This window comes from Bradyrhizobium sp. BR 10261, assembly GCF_019455395.1.
Lineage (GTDB): Bacteria > Pseudomonadota > Alphaproteobacteria > Rhizobiales > Xanthobacteraceae > Bradyrhizobium > Bradyrhizobium manausense.
In genome coordinates, this window is record NZ_JACOFQ010000003.1 from 274,775 (window position 1) to 290,871 (window position 16,097).

The following is a 16,097-nucleotide window of genomic DNA, read 5'->3' on the forward strand; positions in this document are numbered from 1 at the left end:
CAGCAGCGGGAGGTTGCGCGAGGCTTGCGGCGGCTCCGGACGCTCGATTGCGTCGTATCCTTAACGTAGATGTAATGAGTGCTCCATATTGGTTCTCGCGCCACAAATCTGGCACCGGAGCGCAATGATGAAACTGATCAACAATCTCCCGATCGCGGCAAAATTGGGCGGGCTTATTGTCCTCGCATTGCTGGGCTTGGGGGTTGCGGGTCTGCAAGCTGCTCGCCTGATGAGCGACCAGCTCCTGGCCGACCGGACTGAGCAAGCGCGCACGATCGTGGATATCGCCAAGAACGTCGCTCTGGAGCTCCAGAAGCAGGTCGATGCCGGTCGGATGACCAAGGAGCAGGCGATCCAGGAATTTGCCAAGCGCACGGCAAGCATGACCTACGACAAAGGCGAAGGTTACCTCTTCGTATACACGATGGACGGCGTGCTGCTGGCGCATCCTGACTTGAAGCTGATCGGCACCGATCGGCTGGATGCCGTGACTGGCGGCCGCAAGCTGATTCGCGAGTTGCGCGACGGCGTGGCCTCCAAGGGCGAAGTCACCTTGAGCTATGAGCACACAAAGACGGGCGAGACCCGGCTGTCGCGGAAGTTGACGTATGCGGCCGGCATTCCGGGATGGAGCGTGTTCGTCGGCACAGGCGCTTACCTCGACGATTTGGAGGCCAAGCTTTGGCCGATCATCCGATCGTTGGGCTTCTCGATGCTCGTGATTGCCTGCGTCACCGGGCTCGCCGCCTGGCTCACCGCACGCGGGATTACCGTTCCGCTCGGGCTGCTGCGAGACAGCATGCGCAAACTCGCGAGCGGCGATCTTCAGGTAACGGTCTCCAACGGGGGGCGGCGTGACGAGATCGGCTCGATGGCCGAGACCGTTCAGGTGTTCAAGGACAACGCCATCCGTATCCGAGGGCTTGAGCAGAAGGAGGCTGAAGCGCAGCAGCAAGCCATCGCCGATCGCCGTGCGGCCATGGCGGCGCTTGCCGACGGGTTCGAACGCAGTGTCGACGGCGTGGTGCGCGCTGTCGGCCTCTCCGCGGGTGAAATGCAGACCGCCGCGGAATCCATGACCGCGACTGCCGGCGACGCCAGCCAGCGCGCGGCTACCGTCGGTCAGGCTTCGGAAAAGGCCCTCGGCAACGTACAAGCCGTTGCTGCGGCGGCCGAGGAGCTTTCGGCCTCCGTCGCCGAGATCTCACGCCAAATGCTGCAATCGAGCGAGATCGCGCGCCGTGCTGTCAGCGAGGCTGAGCAGACCAATTCGACAGTGCAGCAATTGTCGGGTGGCGCCGAGAAAATCGGAGCGGTCGTCCAACTGATCCAAAACATTGCCGAGCAGACCAATCTGCTGGCACTCAACGCCACCATCGAGGCCGCGCGCGCCGGCGATGCCGGCCGGGGCTTCGCGGTGGTGGCATCCGAGGTCAAGGCGCTGGCCACTCAGACCGCCAAGGCGACGGAGGAAATCTCGACACAAGTCTCGAACATGCAGGCGACAACCGGCGAAGCGGTTGTGGCGATCAATGGTATTGCAGGGACCATCGGCAAGATGAGCGAGATTGCGATCGCGATCTCATCTGCCGTGGAAGAACAAGGCGCGGCGACGCAGGAGATCGCTCGCAACATTCAATCCGCCGCGCAGGGCTCGAGCGAGATCACGAGCCATATCGGCGGGGTGAGCAAAGCGGCCACGGCTACCGGCTCCGCTGCGTCCGAAGTATTGCGCGGCGCGCGCGAACTCGACCAGCAGGCCGGAACGCTGCGCATGGCGGTTGACGGATTCCTGCGCCAGGTTCGAGCGAGCTGAAGAGCTGAGGCGTCAGGTCTGAGGGCTCGCCGCGGCTCCGACCTGGTCAACTGGACGCGCGGCATCGAAAGTTTGGCCGTCCATTCCGAGGTCCTGACCTGCGGCCACCTTCTTCCGCCGCCGCAGCCCGTCCAGGATCAGGTACATCGCCGGCGTCGAGTACAGCGTGAACAGCTGGGCGACGACCAGGCCGCCCATGATGGTGATGCCGAGCGGCTGGCGGATCTCGAAGCCGGGGCCGGTGCCGAGCGCGATCGGGACGGCGCTCAGGAAAGCGGCCAGCATCGTCATGGTGATGGGGCGCGCCCGCAGCCGTGCCGCAAGCAGGATGGCGTCGCGCGCAGCGAGGCCGCGGGTCCGCTCCGCGTCGAGCGCATAGTCGACCATCATGATCGCGTTCTTCATCACCATGCCGACCAAAAGGATGCAGGCGATGGTGGTCACCAGCGTGAACTGCGTTTTGGTCGCCCACAGCGCGACCAGCGCGCCGAAGGCGGTCGGCGGCAAGGTCGAGAGAATCGTCAGCGGATGGACGTAGCTCTCGTAGAGCATGCCGAGCGCGAGGTAGATCGTGATCAGTGCTGCCGCGAACAGCGCCGCCTGCTTGACGATCGATTTGTCCGCTTCCTTGGCCTCGCCGCGGAATTCGGCCTTGACGTCGTCGGGCAGTTTTGCCGCAAGCTCTTCCTTGCGGATCGAGGCGATGGCGTCGCCAATCGACGTGCCGGGCTTGATGTCGAACGAAATCGTCGCGGCTGGAAACTGGGCGCTGTGACGGACCCACATCGCCGCATGCGCGCGCTGCGGCCGGGTCAAGGCCGTCAGCGGCACCGCTTTGCCGCTGGCGCTCGGCACATAGATCTGGCTGATGGACTCGGGGCCGGTTGCCGCCTGCGGCTCGACCTCGAAGATCACGCGCGAATAATTGGTCGGCAAGAACAACAGATTGATCTGTCGCTGGCCGAAGGCGTCATTGAGCGTGTTGTCGATCGCAACCGGCGTGACGCCGAGCATCGCGGCGCGAACGCGGTCGATGGTCAGCCCGGCCTGCAAGCCGGCGGTTTCCCAGCTCGGGATGATGTCGATGATTTGAGGGATGCCGCGGACGCGACGGACCATGTTTTCCGCGGCGCGTATCACCTCGTCCTCGTCGATGCCCCAGAGCGTGTATTGATAACGCGAGCCGCTGGACTGAACGCCGAGATTGAGATCCTGCAGCGGCACGAAGAAGACGCGGACGCCGTCGATCCGGTCCATGCGCTCGCGCAAGCGCGCGATCACCTGCTGGATCGACAGCTTGCGCATGTCGGGCGGCTTGAGCGCAACCAGCATCTGCCCGACGCTGAGCGCATTGCCATTGCCCTCGCCGATGAAGGACGTCAGGCCCGAGATCGCGGGATCCCCAAGGATCGCCTCGCCGACGGCGCGCTGCCGGTCCTCCATGGACAGGAACGAGATGTTGGAAGGAGCTACGGTCCGCACGAACATCACGCCGGTGTCCTGGGTCGGCATGAAACCTTTCGGCAGTTGCAGATAGAGCCAGACGCTGGCCCCGGTCAGGGCGGTGATCACAAGGGCGGTCAGAAAACGATGACGCAGCGTCCAGTCGAGGCTGTGCGCATAGAAGGTGCGTCGCGCAGGTAGCGCATCGGGATTGTGCAGCCGCCGCCGGCCGCGATCGAGCAGATGACCGCACATCATCGGCGTCAGCGTCAGCGAGATCACCGCGGAGGATACGATGGCGACAACCAGCGTCACGCCGAACTCGCGGAAATAGCGCCCGACGACGTCGGGCATGAACAGGATCGGAATGAGCGCCGCGATCAGGGCGACGGTGATGGCGATAACAGTGAAGGCCATCTGCCTGGCGCCGTTGATGGCGGCCTGCAGCGCCGGCTCGCCCTCGGACATGCGGCGGATGATGTTCTCGATCATGACGATGGCATCGTCCACGACGAAGCCGGCGGCGATGGTCAGCGCCATCAGCGACAGATTGTCGAGGCTGAAGCCGCACAGGTTCATCACGAACAGCGTCGCGGCCAGCGAGACGGGAATCGTGACGCTCGGGATCACGGTCGCCCAGAACCGCCGCAGGAACAGCGCGATGACCAGCACGACCAGCACTGATGCGATCACCAGCGTGAGCTTGACGTCGTTCACGGCGGCCCGGATCAGCGTGGTGCGGTCATAGATGGTGTGCAGCTTGATGCCGGGCGGCAGCCAGCGCTGGATTTCCGGCAGCTCGGCCTTGATCGCATCGACCGTCTCGACGATGTTGGCGTCCGATTGCTTGTAGACGAACAGGACGATGCCGCGCTCGGTGCCGTACCATCCGGCAAGGCGGTTGTTGATGACGCTGTCGGTGACGGAGGCGACGTCGCCGAGCTTGACAGGGGCGCCGTTGCGCCAGGCCAGCACGATGTCGCGATAATCGGAAGCCTGGAGCAACTGGTCGTTGGCCTCGATGGTCAGGCGCTGACCGTCAACCGAGACCGCGCCCTTCGGCAGGTTCTGCGATGCATTGAAGACCGCGATGCGCGCCGCTTCCAGCGACAGGTTCATCGCCGCGAGCCGGGCCGGTGACACCTGGATGCGCACCGCGCTTCGCTCGGCGCCGCTGACGACGATGCGCGCGACGCCCGGCAGCTGTGACAGCTTTGGCGAGATCACGCCGTCGGCAAGGCTGTAGACTTCGCCCGGCGTGAACACGTCGCTGGTCAAGGCGAGCGCCACGACCGCGGCGCCCGCCGGGTTCGCCTTCCAATAGGTCGGCGGCCAAGGTCCCTTCGGCAGGTTCGGGCCCGCGGCGTTGATAGCGGCCTGGACCGCGCCGGCAGCGGCGTCGAGGTCGACCGAGAGTTCGAACTGCACGGTGATGCTGGTGCCGCCCATGGCGCTGAACGAGGTGATTTCGGTGACGCCGGGGATCAGCGCGAGCGTGGTCTCGAGCGGCTGCGACAGCGCATTCGCAACCGTTGCCGGGCTGGCGCCGGGGAACGGTGCATAGATCCCGATCGTGGGCCGTTCTACCGCCGGCACGGAGGCGATCGGCAGGCGGAAATAGGCGACGCAGCCGAGCAGGAACACGCCGATCATCAGCAGCGTCGTCGCAACCGGCCGCAGCACGAATTGTGCGGTGATGCTCACGGCGCCGGCCGCTCTGCCTGCGGCAGCGCCGCCGGATCATCGGCGGGTGCGGATCGCCATCCGAACCGGGTGCGCAGCGAGGCGAACGCCAGATAGACGACGGGCGTCGTATAGAGCGTGAGGATCTGGGAGACGATCAGGCCACCCACGATGGAGATGCCGAGCGGCTGGCGCAGCTCCGAGCCCGTGCCTGCGCCGATCGCCAGCGGCAGCGCGCCGAACAGCGCCGCCATCGTCGTCATCATGATCGGACGGAAACGCAGGATACAGGCCTGCCTGATCGCGTCGAACGAGGACGCGCCGTCCTCACGCTCGGCCGCGAGCGCAAAGTCCACCATCATGATGGCGTTCTTCTTGACGATGCCGATCAGGAGGATGATGCCGATCAGCGAGATCAGGTTGAGATCCTGCCGGTACAGCATCAGCGCCAGCAGCGCGCCGATGCCGGCCGACGGCAATGTCGACAGGATCGTGATCGGATGGATGTAGCTCTCATAGAGCATGCCGAGGATCAGGTAGACCGTTACGATCGCGGCCAGCAGCAGCCACTTCTCGTCGCTGAGCGAGTTGGCGAACTCGGCGGCGGTGCCGATGAGCTTGGTGGTGACTGCATCCGGCAATCCGATCTCGCGCTCGGTCTGGCGCAGCGCCTCCGTCGCCTGGCTCAGCGACACGCCGTCGGCCAGGTTGAAGGAAATCGTCGTGGCGGGAAACAGGCCCTGGTGCGAGATCAAGAGCGGGGCGTGCTGCCGCTCGATCCGCGCGAAAGCCGACAGCGGCACCGGCGCGGAGGCCTTGCTGAAGGCGCCGCTGAAGCCGCCGGTCTGCTGATCGATGGTGCTGGCCTGGGCCGCGGCCGCAGTCAGATAGATCTTGCCGAGGATATCGGGATCGTTGCGCAGCGCCGGATCGACCTCGATGATCACGTGGTACTGCGTCAGCGGTCCGAATACCGTTGCGATCTGGCGCTGACCGAAGGCGTCATACAGCGTCTGGTCGATCGTGTTCAGGCTGACGCCGTAGCTCGCCGCGAGCTGGCGGTCGATGGTGACGGACATCTGCAGGCCTTCGTCCTGACGGTCGTCGGCGACGTCGGCGAGCTCTGGGCGCTTGCGTAAGCCCTCGACCAGGCGGCGGCTCCAGAGCCGGAGCTCGTCCTCGTCGAGATCCTGCAGCGCATATTGGTATTGCGTGCGCGCGACGCGCGACTCGATCTGCAGGTCCTGCGCCGGCTGCAAATGCAGCGTGATGCCATGAACGCCCTCGACCGCATGCTGCAGCCGCGCCATCACGGCCGCCGCGGACGATTTCCGCGCGTCGGGACTGCCGATATCGATATAGAGCCGGCCGCTGTTCAAGGTCGTGTTGACCGAGCCGATGCCGACGAAGCTCCCGACGGTGACGACGTCGCCATCGCGCGCGATCACGGCCGCGAGCTGTTGCTGCCGCTCGGCCATCGCCGCGAAGGAGATGTCCTGGGCCGCATCGGTGGTGCCGATCAGGAGACCCGTGTCCTGCAGGGGCAAGAAACCCTTGGGAATCGCAACGTACAGCATTCCTGTCGCGACCAGCGTGAGCACGGTGAAGACCAGCGTGAGGCCACGGTGCCGCAGCACCCAGTCGAGCCCCCGGAGATAGAAGCCAGCGGAGGCGTCGAAGCCGCGCTCGCTGATCCGGAACAGCAGGCCGTGCCGTGCATCGGGGTCTTCGCGTCGCAGCAGTTGCGCGCACATCATCGGGGTCAGCGTCAGCGAGACCAGGCCGGATATGACGACGGCGATGGACAGCGTGATGGCGAATTCCCGGAACAGCCGGCCGACCACGCCGCCCATCAGCAGCAGCGGGATGAACACGGCGATCAGCGAGACCGTCAGCGAGACGATGGTGAAGCCGATCTGCCGCGCGCCCTTCAGGGCTGCTTGCAGCGGCTCCTCGCCGTCCTCGACATAGCGCGCGATGTTCTCGATCATCACGATGGCGTCATCGACGACGAAGCCTGACGCAATCGTCAGGGCCATCAGCGAGAGATTGTCGAGGCTGAAGCCGCACAGCGCCATGACGCCGAAGGTCGCCACCAGCGACACCGGCAGGGTGACGCTCGGGATCACCGTCGCCCACAGCTTGCGCAGGAAGATGAAGATGACAAGCACCACCAGTGCGACGGTCAGCACCAGCGTGAACTGCACGTCGTGGATCGCGGCGCGGATCGTCGTGGTGCGATCGCTGACGACGGAGATCTTCAATGCTGCGGGCAAGGAATCCTGCAGCTTCGGCAACACGCTCTTGATCGCGTCCACGACCTCGATCGTGTTGGCGCCGGGCTGGCGCTGGATGTCCAGCAGCACGGCGCGTTCGCCCTGGAACCAGGCCGCCTGCTCGGAATCCTCGACGCTGTCGATGGCGGTGCCGACATCGCGCAGCAGCACCGGCGCGCCGTTGCGATAGGCGATCACCGCGTCCTGATAGGCCCCCGCGGTAAAGAGCTGGTCGTTGGTGTCGACGTGAAACGCCTGCCTCGGACCGTCGAGCGAGCCCTTGGGATTGTCTGCAGTGGTCGCGGCGATGCCGCGGCGGACGTCGTCGAGCGAGAGGCCGAGCCCGGCCAGCCGGGTCGGGTTCATTTGCAGGCGCACGGCGCGGGTCTGCCCGCCCTCGATGCTGACGGCGCCGACGCCCGGGATCTGAGACAGCTTAGGCACCAGAATGGTCGCGGCGTGATCATTGGCCTCGTGCAGCGCCATCGTCTTCGAGGTCAGCGCCAGGATCAGCACCGGCGTGTCGGCCGGATTGACCATGCGATAGGTCGGCGGGCTCGGCAACTGCTCGACCGGAATCCAGCCCGCGGCTGCATTGATGCGCGCCTGCACGTCCTGCGCGGCCGCGTCGATCTTGCGCGAGAGGTCGAACTGCAGCGTGATCTGGCTGTAGCCGTAGGAGCTGGTCGAGCTCATGTCGGTCAGCCCCGAGATCGTGCCGAAATAATGCTCCAGCGGCGCGGTGATCGAGGTTGCGACGACGGTTGCCGAAGCGCCGGGATAGCGCGTCACCACCTGGATGGTGGGAAAGTCGACATTCGGCAGCGGCGCGATCGGCAGCTCACGATAGCCGAGCATGCCCAGCAGCACGACCGCGACGATCATCAGCGTCGTTGCGATCGGCCGGAAAATGAAGGGCGCGGACATGACGGACCTCAGTCAACGCGCGGCTCGGAACGCGGCTGGGTGGTGGGCTGTGCCTTGGCGGTCGGCGTCTGGCCCTCGATGGTGATGCGGGACCCGTTCTCGAGCCGGTAATAACCATCGGTGACGACGCGCTCACCCCTCGCGAGGCCCTTGTCGATCAGCGCGCGCCCGTCAAAAATCTGCCCGACCGTGACGGGGCGGAAGGCGGCCGTGTCGTCCGCCTTCGCGACCCAGACGAAGTCCCCGCGCGGCCCGTGCCGCACGGCAATCGCGGGCGCGGTGATCGCGTTCTTGCGCGTGTCCACCGTGATCCGCCCGTTGGCGAAATTGCCCGGCCAGAGTTTCAGCGCCTTGTTGGGAAAGCTCGCCTTCAGCTTGATCGTGCCGCTGGCCTGGTCGACCTGGTTGTCGACCAGCGTGATCGTGCCCTTGTCGAGCTCGACCGAGTTGTCGGCGGTGAGCGCGACCACCGGCGCCTCGGTCTGGCCGAGGCTGAGCCGGGTCTGCCCGACCGCGACCGCGGCGAGCGTGTAGATCACCGAGATCGGCTGTAATTGCGTCACGGTGACGATGGTCGTCGGCGACACTGCGCGCACAAAATTGCCCTGGTCGACCAGGCGGATGCCGAGCCGGCCGCTGATCGGCGCGCGAATGTTGGTGAAGCCGAGCTGGGTGCGCGCATATTCGATCTGGGCGTCGTCGTTGCGGACCTGCGCCTTGTACTGCTCGACCAGCGCATGCTGCTGGTCCACGACTTGCCGCGAGATCGCGGCGGTCTTGATCAGCGCGTCATAGCGCTCCATGTCGATCTGGGCGCCGTCGAGCAGCGCCTGGTCCTTCTGCCGCACTGCGATCTGCTGATCGAGCTGGGCCTGGAACGGGCGCGGGTCGATCACGGCGAGAATGTCGCCTTGCTTGACGTCCTGGCCTTCCTGGAAAAGGATTTGCACGATCTCTCCGTCGACCCGGCTCTGCACGTTGACGGTGTTGGAGGCCTGGATGGTGCCGATACCGGTCAGGTAGATCGGCACGTCCTCCGCCTTCGCGGCGGCAACCTTCACCGCGACCGGCGGCCTTGGCGGAGGTGCTGCGGCGGGACTTTGCTCGGCTTCCGCCGCCGGCATGAAGGGCAGCGCGAACGGGAGCTTGAGGCTCTTGATGTCATCTCTGAAATGATAGGCGGCATAGCCTGCCGGCAGCACGACCAGCGCGCCGATGAGGAGTTTTGCTGCGCGTTTCACGTTCAAACCCATCACCTGAGCTGACCAGACGCCGGGTCCGACGAATCCGGACGGCGCTTCCCTGGCACGAAGCAACCTGACATTGCTGTCGCCAGGGTCCATGTGCTACCGTTAGTAACATTAACACGTGTAGCATATCGAGATCAACGGTGCTGGCGTTGATTGAACGCTTGATTGGCTGATCGACTGTGACGGGGCGGGCCGCTGACTCTAGACGACTTCGACGGTCGCAGCGTCGAACTGGGTGCCGGCCGTGCGATGGCGGGCGAGCACTTCGGCAGGCAGCTCCGTGACTGCGTTTTGCGCGCTGCCGTCCAGCATCGCGTGGACGCGCCTGGCTGAAGCCTTCAGCATTGCCGGATCGAGCTTGCCGGAATCGACGCCGTTGATGATCGACCGGGCGAGGAAGCGCGCGCGTTCGGTGTCGGTCAGATGCGAGCAGATCATCAGCATGTCGTTGCCGGCGGCCATGAAACGCGCGCCGGAGTCAGGCGCATCCAGTCGGCCCGCCATTGCGCGCATGCCGACGTCGTCGGACACGATCACCCCGTCGAACTTCATCGCCTCGCGGAGCAGCCCGTGCGTGATCGTGCGTGACAGCGTCACGGGATCGTTGCGATCGAGCTTCCGGTACAGGATGTGCGACGTCATCATCATGCCGATGCCGCCGGCGATCGCGGCGGCAAACGGCTTCAGCTCGCGCGCCTTGATCTGCTCGAGATCGAGATCGAGCATCGGCAATTCGTGATGCGAATCCACCTGCGTGTCGCCATGTCCGGGGAAATGCTTGCCGCAGGCGCGCACGCCGCGGCGCTCCATCGCCCTGGTGAAGGGCAGCATCGACTTGATGACGTCATCAGCGGTGCGGCCGAAGGCGCGCTCACCGATCACAGGGTTGGCGGGGTTGCTGTGAATATCCAGCACCGGCGCGAAATTCAGGTTGCAGCCGAGCGAGGCGAGCTCGGCGCCCATGGCGTCGCCGACCTGCTCCGCGGTGCCGGCCCAGCGGGCCGCATAGGAGAAGCGCGTGATCGGCGCCGGCGTGCGGCAGACGCGCCCGCCCTCATGATCGATCGCGATGAACTGCTTGTCGCGCCGCGAGGCGTCGCGGATCGCGGCGATCAGGTCGCGGTGGACCGAGAGCCAGTCCCGATAGGGCAGATCGTGGCGGAAATTGCTCTTGTAGAGAATGACGCCGGCCGGCCTGAGATCCTGCAGCAGCGCGCGGTCGCGGTCATCGAGGACGCTGGTCGGCCGCAGGCCGAGGAAGAAATGGTCACCGACCGTTGCAAGAAGGGAATCGCTCATCCGCTAGCGCCGCCACAGATTGTCAGTTTGATTGAGATGGAGCTGAACGCAACGCGAACTCTTGAAGCTCCGGCGCGGGCCTGACGAGCCGCCCGCTTCGCCACCACATTATTTCAAATTCCTTAACGGAATCAATCTTCGAATCCAGCGTACGAGGAACCGGCGCCGGCAAGGTGAGTGCCTTGCCGGCCCCGTTTTTCACGCCGCAGCCAGCTGCGGCTGCACCGGCCGCCTGCCGATCATCAAGGACAGCACGGCTGCGACGATGCCGGTCGCACCCGCGATCATGAAGGCCTGCAGGTAATCGCCCTGCGCCGAGCGCATGAAGCCGGCGAAGAACGCGGCGCACGCCGCGCCCAACTGATGGCCGGCGACCACCCAGCCGAAGATCAGCGGCGCGTTCTTGTCGCCGAAGGCTTCGTTGGCGATGCGCACCGTTGGCGGCACGGTCGCGATCCAGTCGAGGCCGTAGAACACGGCGAACACGGAGAGGCTGACGAAAGAGAAGTCCGAATAGGGCAGGTAGATCAGCGACAACCCGCGCAGGCCGTAATAGAGGAACAAGAGCTTGCGCGGATCGAAGCGGTCGGTGAGCCAGCCCGACAGCGTGGTGCCGAACAGGTCGAAGAAGCCCATCAGCGCGAGCAGGCTCGCGGCCTGCACCTCGAAGATGCCGTGGTCGCCGCAGAACGCGATCAGGTGGGTGCCGACCAGGCCGTTGGTGGTGAAGCCGCAGATGAAGAAGGTCGCGAACAGGAACCAGAAGGTCGGCGTCCTCGCGGCGCGCACGAGATTGCTGATCGCCGCGATGAACGGATTGCCCTGCGACGGCGCGGCTGGTTGATCCTCATGCGTGCTGCCATAGGAGCGCAGGCCGATCGCAGCGGGGCGCTCCGGCACCAGGAAATACACCAGCGGGATCAGCGCCGCGCAGCAGGCGGCGACCGTCACCACGACAGGCTTCCAGCCGCCATATTCGACCAGCGACGCAAGGCCCGGCATGAAGATCAGCGTGCCGGTTGCGGTGCTCGCCGTCAAAAGTCCCATGACAAGGCCGCGATTGGTGGTGAACCAGCGATTGACGATGGTGGCGCCAAGCACGTTGGCGACCGCGCCCGAGCCGATGCCGGAGAGCAGTCCCCAGCTCATGAACATCTGCCACGGCGCGGTCATGTAATAGCTCATGGCCGTCGAGACCGACATCAGCATGAGCGCGCCGAGCACTGTGCGGCGGATGCCGAAGCGCTGCATCACCGCCGCGGCGAAGGGACCGGCGAGGCCATAGAGGAAAATGCCGACAGCAGCCGAGGACGAGATCACGCTGACGTCCCAGCCGAAGGCCTTCTGCAGCGGCAGCATGAGGACACCAGGCGCCGCGCGCAGGCCGGCGGAGGCCAGGAGCGCCAGGAAGATCACGGCAACGACCACAAAGGCGTAGTTCTGGCCGAACGGCCGCCGGGAGACCGAGGAAGATTGAGCGAAGGCAGGTTGAACGGGGGCAGGTTGAACGGGGGAAGGGGGCATGTTACTTACCGGTACGTATGGGGATGCGGTATTAGTACGTACCGGTCAGTAACATTGTCAAGCCTGTCTTGGAGGCACGGGAGCCAGATGACGAAAAAAGCCGAGAAGCCCGCCAACGCCCCGCTGCGGGCTGCCGACCGCATCCGCGCCTCCGCCAGCGAGCTGTTCTACCGCGAAGGCATCCGCGCCGTCGGCGTCGACGAGGTGGTGGACCGCGCCGGAGTGACCAAACCGAGCCTTTATCGCAGCTTCGCCTCCAAGGACGATCTCGCCGCCGCCTATTTGCGCGACTACGAATTGAACTTCTGGGAGAATTTCGAGCGCCCCGGCGGCAAGACCTACAGCAATGCGCGCGATCACGTGCTCGCATACATCGGCATTCTCTCCTCGCGCGCCGTCGCCAAGGGCTACCGCGGCTGCGGCCTCAGCAATGCCGCGGTGGAATATCCCGCGCGCGACAATCCCGCCCGGCAGGTCGCAGAAGCGCACAAGAAGGTGTTCCGCAAGCGCCTGCGCGAACTCGCCGCGCAAATGGGCGCGCGCCAGCCGAACGTGCTCGGCGATGCGCTGCTGCTCCTGATCGAAGGCGTCTACGTCACCGGCCAGCAATCCGAAGACGGCCCCGCGCAGTCGGCGCTTGCGGCCGCGAAGCTGCTGATCGATGCGAGCGTGAAGGCGGGGTGAGGAAGCGCGTGAACGCTGCGTCAGGCGGCGGATAGCCGCACCCGGAATTTGCTGCCGGTCGCCTCGGCATAGCGCAGATTGGCTTTGTGCTCGGTAGCGTCTGTCCGCTCTCGAGCCGGGCAATGGTCGACTGGCTGGTGCCCATTCGCTCGGCCGGCGCGGTCTGGGAGAAGCCGGCTCTCGACACCGTCGTCGACGCCGCGCATTCCTCGGTGACAGGAACTTCCATTTTTTCCCGACGTTAGACCGGCGGCGCGCACAAGCGCCCGGCTCGTGAGATGAAGAACCTTGCCAACGCGGAATTTTCACCCGAGGTGATCGAGCTCATGACCACCGCCCTGGACGCTGCGGTCGCGACCCTGCCGGAGCCCGTGCATTCCGCCCATGTCAATGCGCTGGCCGAGTCGATCCTGCGTACGGCCGGAGCGGGCGAGCGCGATGTGACGAATTTGCAGAGGATCGCCTTGCTGGAGCTGCAGCTTGCGCCACGAAATTGATGAGGCTGACATGAAGACGAGAGCTGCAATTGTCATCGCACTCTTTGCGGCCTGGGCCGTTCCGGCGCAGGCGAGCAACTGGACCACCTATCGTATCCCTCAGTCCGGAACCTCCATCGACATTCCCACCTCGATCTTTACCGAGCAGGCCGGAAAGCCCGACGGATACGGCCAGCAATTTCGCACATCCGACGGTGCTGCGGATCTCACCGTGCAGGCCGTTCCTCGCCAGCCCGGGATTTCGCCCGCCGCATTCCTCAATGCCAAACAGCCGCCCTCGGGAATAGTCTACAAGCGGATCGCGCCTGATTTCTTCGTCGTCTCCAGCATCAAGCGCGACAAGATCTGGTATGACCGCTGCAACTTCACCAGCCGTTACGTGCATTGCGTGCTGATCAATTATCCCGCGGCCGAGAAGCGGCAATGGGACGACGTGGTCACGCGCATCAGCCACAGCCTGAGTGGCGGCTGACCGAACGCAAAAAGGGCTGCCCGATCGGATCGGGCAGCAGGTCGTGAGGACCAAATTGCTTGCGCGGATCTGCGGATCTAACGCACCGTCGTCGACGTGGTTGACATGCTCGGCTTCGAACCGGGCGTGTGCGACATCGTCTTGGTGGTCGAGCCCACCTCTTCGCCGGCCTTGACCTTGGTGCGGGTGTGGGAACGGCTGAACGTGCCGCCCTCATGCGCCTGCGCCCGGGCGTTGGAATTCATCACCGGGCCGTTGCCCTTGTTCATGCTGACGCCAGTGTGGGATTTGCCGTTGACGGAAGCAGCGCTTCCGCCTGATGCGATCGACGAACCCGTGCTGCCGGTGGCTGAGGTGGAGGTGCCGCCGGTGCCGACCGTGGAAGCGGAAGTGCCGCCCACTGCGGCCGAGCCGCCCGTTCCGCCTGTCATGCTCTTCTGCGCGAGGGCGGGCGATGCGGCGCCGAGCAGAAGTGCGAGCGCCGCGATGGTCAGATGTGTTCTCATGTTTCAATCCTCAACAAATTTAGGGTGACGAGGTCGAGATCGTGCAGCCGTTGACGGTGATGGTGCTGGCACTTGCGGAGCCGGGGCCGCCCGCCGTCGAGGACGAGCTCGAGACGTTGCCGCCGCCGGCCTGCACATGCACCGACGATCCGCCCGCCGAGCTGGAGCTCGACAGCGACCCGCTGGATGCGGTCGATCCCGTCGTGCCTGAGCCCGACGCGCCCACCGCGCTGATGCTGCCGTCGGCATGCTTCTCGACCTTAACCTTGCAGGTGTCGCCCGACGCGGTCTTGCCGGTTTTCTCGATGGTTTCGGCCACAGCAGTGGAGCCCATCAAAGCCAGGGTCGCGATCGCAATGATTGATCTGTTCATGCGAGTTCTCCTCCAACACAGATCCAACACAGACGAAGGAGCGGCATTGCTGCCGCTCCGGAAAGTCAAGGCATCAATCCTTGTCCTTGTCCTTCTTCATCTCGTCCTTGTGGTGGCCCTTGCCCTTTTCCATGCCCATGTCGCTGGCATGACCCGCAGACGAGCCGGCCGCGCCGACGGTCGAGCCGCTCTTGCCGTCGCCGGCTGACGAGCCGCCGGTGCCTACAGTCGATGCCGAGTTGGATCCCGAGCCGGCCGCGGAGCCGCCGGTGCCGACGCTGGACGAGCTCTTGCCGCCGCCCGCGGACGAACCGCCGGTGCCGAGCGTCGAGGCCGAACCGCTGCCCGAGCCGCTGCCGGCCGCAGAGCCGCCGGTGCCGACGCTGGACGAGCTCTGGCCGCCGCCCGCGGACGAGCCGCCGGTCCCGAGCGTCGAGGCCGAGCCCGAGCCGCTACCCGATCCCGCCGAAGAGCCGCCCGTGCCGATGGTCGAGTTGCTGGTGCCACCACCGGCCGAAGAGCCGCCGGTGCCGACCGTCGAGCTCGATTGCGCAACGGCGAGAGCCGTGCCGGCCAGCAGGGCAGCCGCAGCCGCAGAAAGTTTCCAAATCCTCATCTCTGTCTCCTCCAGTTTCTTTCAAAGAATCGCCAAGCAGGCACGGGATAAATTGGCAATCGCGCAAACGTTCCCGTGGCGCGATGTCTGCGGCTGATGTTCCGCATTCGCAATTCTGCAACGCACCGAGTGGGCAACATCATCGCGTCTATTCATCTGATGTTCATTCGCGCCTCGCTGCGCACGCAGAAAAGGAAGTCCGAGCCTGGCTGCGCCGATTTGCTCGGCGCCCGGTCTGGTCTATCTCTGTTGCTTCAGTGCCCCGCGTGAGGAGACGGACGCGTGCTCGACCACATTCTCAGATTCATGACGCTCGGGACGGTCATCGTCGGCATGACGGCGATCTACGTCGCGCTCCACACCAACAACAGGCGCCTGGGCGCGGACATCTTCCTGCGCTATTCCGACCGCGTTTCCGACTTGCGACGCCGTCTTCCGGTAGCGGCCTTCCTCGAACGAGGCGCCGCCGGCGATATCGAGATTGCGGCGGACGAACGGCGCGCCGTTCAGGAGATCATCCACTCGATCTTCGAGCTCTATGAGCTCAAGGTGCATGGCTTCTTTCCGGCCGCGATCTGGAAGATCCGGGAGCCCGACATCGAACGGCTGCTGTCGTTGCCGGTTTTTCAACAGGAGCTGGCGAGTCTCGAAGGCCGCTATGCCAGGCATCCGCGTTTGACGGCCTGGCTCGGGAAGATCAAGGCCAGTCAATCCTGACTTGCATCGCGAGG

General features: G+C 65.1%; 15 protein-coding genes. 6 read left to right on the top strand and 9 right to left on the bottom strand.

Going from position 1 to position 16,097, the window contains the following annotated elements:
- The first annotated feature begins 127 nt into the window (after window positions 1-127).
- Complete coding sequence (locus HYH07_RS05155) at window positions 128-1,816, top strand: methyl-accepting chemotaxis protein (RefSeq protein ID WP_220001438.1); 1,689 nt, start codon at window positions 128-130, stop codon at window positions 1,814-1,816.
- Between the two features lie 12 nt (window positions 1,817-1,828).
- Here the strand turns inward: HYH07_RS05155 and HYH07_RS05160 are convergent, their stop codons facing one another.
- The 5 genes from HYH07_RS05160 to HYH07_RS05180 all read right to left on the bottom strand — a co-directional run bounded on the left by HYH07_RS05160 (window position 1,829) and on the right by HYH07_RS05180 (window position 12,218).
- On the bottom strand, window positions 1,829-4,963 hold the full coding sequence (locus tag HYH07_RS05160; protein WP_220001439.1) for an efflux RND transporter permease subunit: 3,135 nt from the start codon (window positions 4,961-4,963) through the stop codon (window positions 1,829-1,831).
- Complete coding sequence (locus HYH07_RS05165; RefSeq protein WP_220001440.1) at window positions 4,960-8,145, bottom strand: efflux RND transporter permease subunit; 3,186 nt, start codon at window positions 8,143-8,145, stop codon at window positions 4,960-4,962. The genes HYH07_RS05160 and HYH07_RS05165 overlap by 4 nt, the downstream gene beginning before the upstream one ends.
- A gap of 8 nt (window positions 8,146-8,153) precedes the next feature.
- Window positions 8,154-9,386, bottom strand: a complete 1,233-nt coding sequence (locus tag HYH07_RS05170; protein WP_312016642.1) for an efflux RND transporter periplasmic adaptor subunit — start codon at window positions 9,384-9,386, stop codon at window positions 8,154-8,156.
- A 210-nt stretch (window positions 9,387-9,596) separates the two neighbouring features.
- Window positions 9,597-10,694: a glycoside hydrolase family 3 N-terminal domain-containing protein gene (locus HYH07_RS05175; protein ID WP_220001442.1), complete on the bottom strand. Its 1,098-nt coding sequence runs from the start codon at window positions 10,692-10,694 to the stop codon at window positions 9,597-9,599.
- Window positions 10,695-10,892: 198 nt separating this feature from the next.
- Window positions 10,893-12,218, bottom strand: coding sequence for an MFS transporter (locus tag HYH07_RS05180; protein ID WP_220001443.1), 1,326 nt, complete (start codon window positions 12,216-12,218; stop codon window positions 10,893-10,895).
- An 87-nt stretch (window positions 12,219-12,305) separates the two neighbouring features.
- Between HYH07_RS05180 and HYH07_RS05185 the strand changes: the two genes are divergently transcribed.
- Entirely contained in the window at window positions 12,306-12,902 is a 597-nt protein-coding gene (locus HYH07_RS05185) for a TetR/AcrR family transcriptional regulator (protein ID WP_220001444.1), read from the top strand.
- Here HYH07_RS05185 and HYH07_RS36780 read toward each other — a convergent pair.
- Window positions 12,814-13,047, bottom strand: a complete 234-nt coding sequence (locus HYH07_RS36780) for a hypothetical protein (RefSeq protein ID WP_409363882.1) — start codon at window positions 13,045-13,047, stop codon at window positions 12,814-12,816. The two genes, HYH07_RS05185 and HYH07_RS36780, sit on opposite strands and share 89 nt — an antisense overlap.
- Here HYH07_RS36780 and HYH07_RS36550 point away from each other — a divergent pair.
- Genes HYH07_RS36550 through HYH07_RS05200 form a run of 3 tightly spaced genes read left to right on the top strand, consistent with a single transcriptional unit; the run spans window position 13,025 to window position 13,871 of the window.
- Window positions 13,025-13,147: a hypothetical protein gene (locus HYH07_RS36550; protein WP_283842795.1), complete on the top strand. Its 123-nt coding sequence runs from the start codon at window positions 13,025-13,027 to the stop codon at window positions 13,145-13,147. The two genes, HYH07_RS36780 and HYH07_RS36550, sit on opposite strands and share 23 nt — an antisense overlap.
- 33 nt (window positions 13,148-13,180) lie before the next feature.
- A complete protein-coding gene (locus tag HYH07_RS05195) occupies window positions 13,181-13,399 on the top strand; it encodes a hypothetical protein (protein WP_220001445.1) in 219 nt (72 codons plus the stop codon).
- Between the two features lie 10 nt (window positions 13,400-13,409).
- Window positions 13,410-13,871, top strand: coding sequence for a hypothetical protein (locus tag HYH07_RS05200; RefSeq protein WP_220001446.1), 462 nt, complete (start codon window positions 13,410-13,412; stop codon window positions 13,869-13,871).
- Window positions 13,872-13,948: 77 nt separating this feature from the next.
- Here HYH07_RS05200 and HYH07_RS05205 read toward each other — a convergent pair whose 3' ends face one another.
- The 3 genes from HYH07_RS05205 to HYH07_RS05215 form a co-directional block, all read right to left on the bottom strand.
- Complete coding sequence (locus HYH07_RS05205; protein ID WP_220001447.1) at window positions 13,949-14,377, bottom strand: hypothetical protein; 429 nt, start codon at window positions 14,375-14,377, stop codon at window positions 13,949-13,951.
- Window positions 14,378-14,396: 19 nt separating this feature from the next.
- Window positions 14,397-14,750: a hypothetical protein gene (locus HYH07_RS05210; protein WP_220001448.1), complete on the bottom strand. Its 354-nt coding sequence runs from the start codon at window positions 14,748-14,750 to the stop codon at window positions 14,397-14,399.
- Window positions 14,751-14,823: 73 nt separating this feature from the next.
- Complete coding sequence (locus HYH07_RS05215; protein ID WP_220001449.1) at window positions 14,824-15,366, bottom strand: hypothetical protein; 543 nt, start codon at window positions 15,364-15,366, stop codon at window positions 14,824-14,826.
- 282 nt (window positions 15,367-15,648) lie between these two features.
- On the opposite strand from HYH07_RS05215, the gene HYH07_RS05220 reads away from it, so the two are divergent.
- Window positions 15,649-16,083 carry a hypothetical protein gene (locus HYH07_RS05220; protein WP_220001450.1) on the top strand — a complete coding sequence of 145 codons (435 nt, stop codon included), beginning with the start codon at window positions 15,649-15,651 and terminating at the stop codon, window positions 16,081-16,083.
- The last annotated feature ends 14 nt before the right edge of the window (window positions 16,084-16,097 follow it).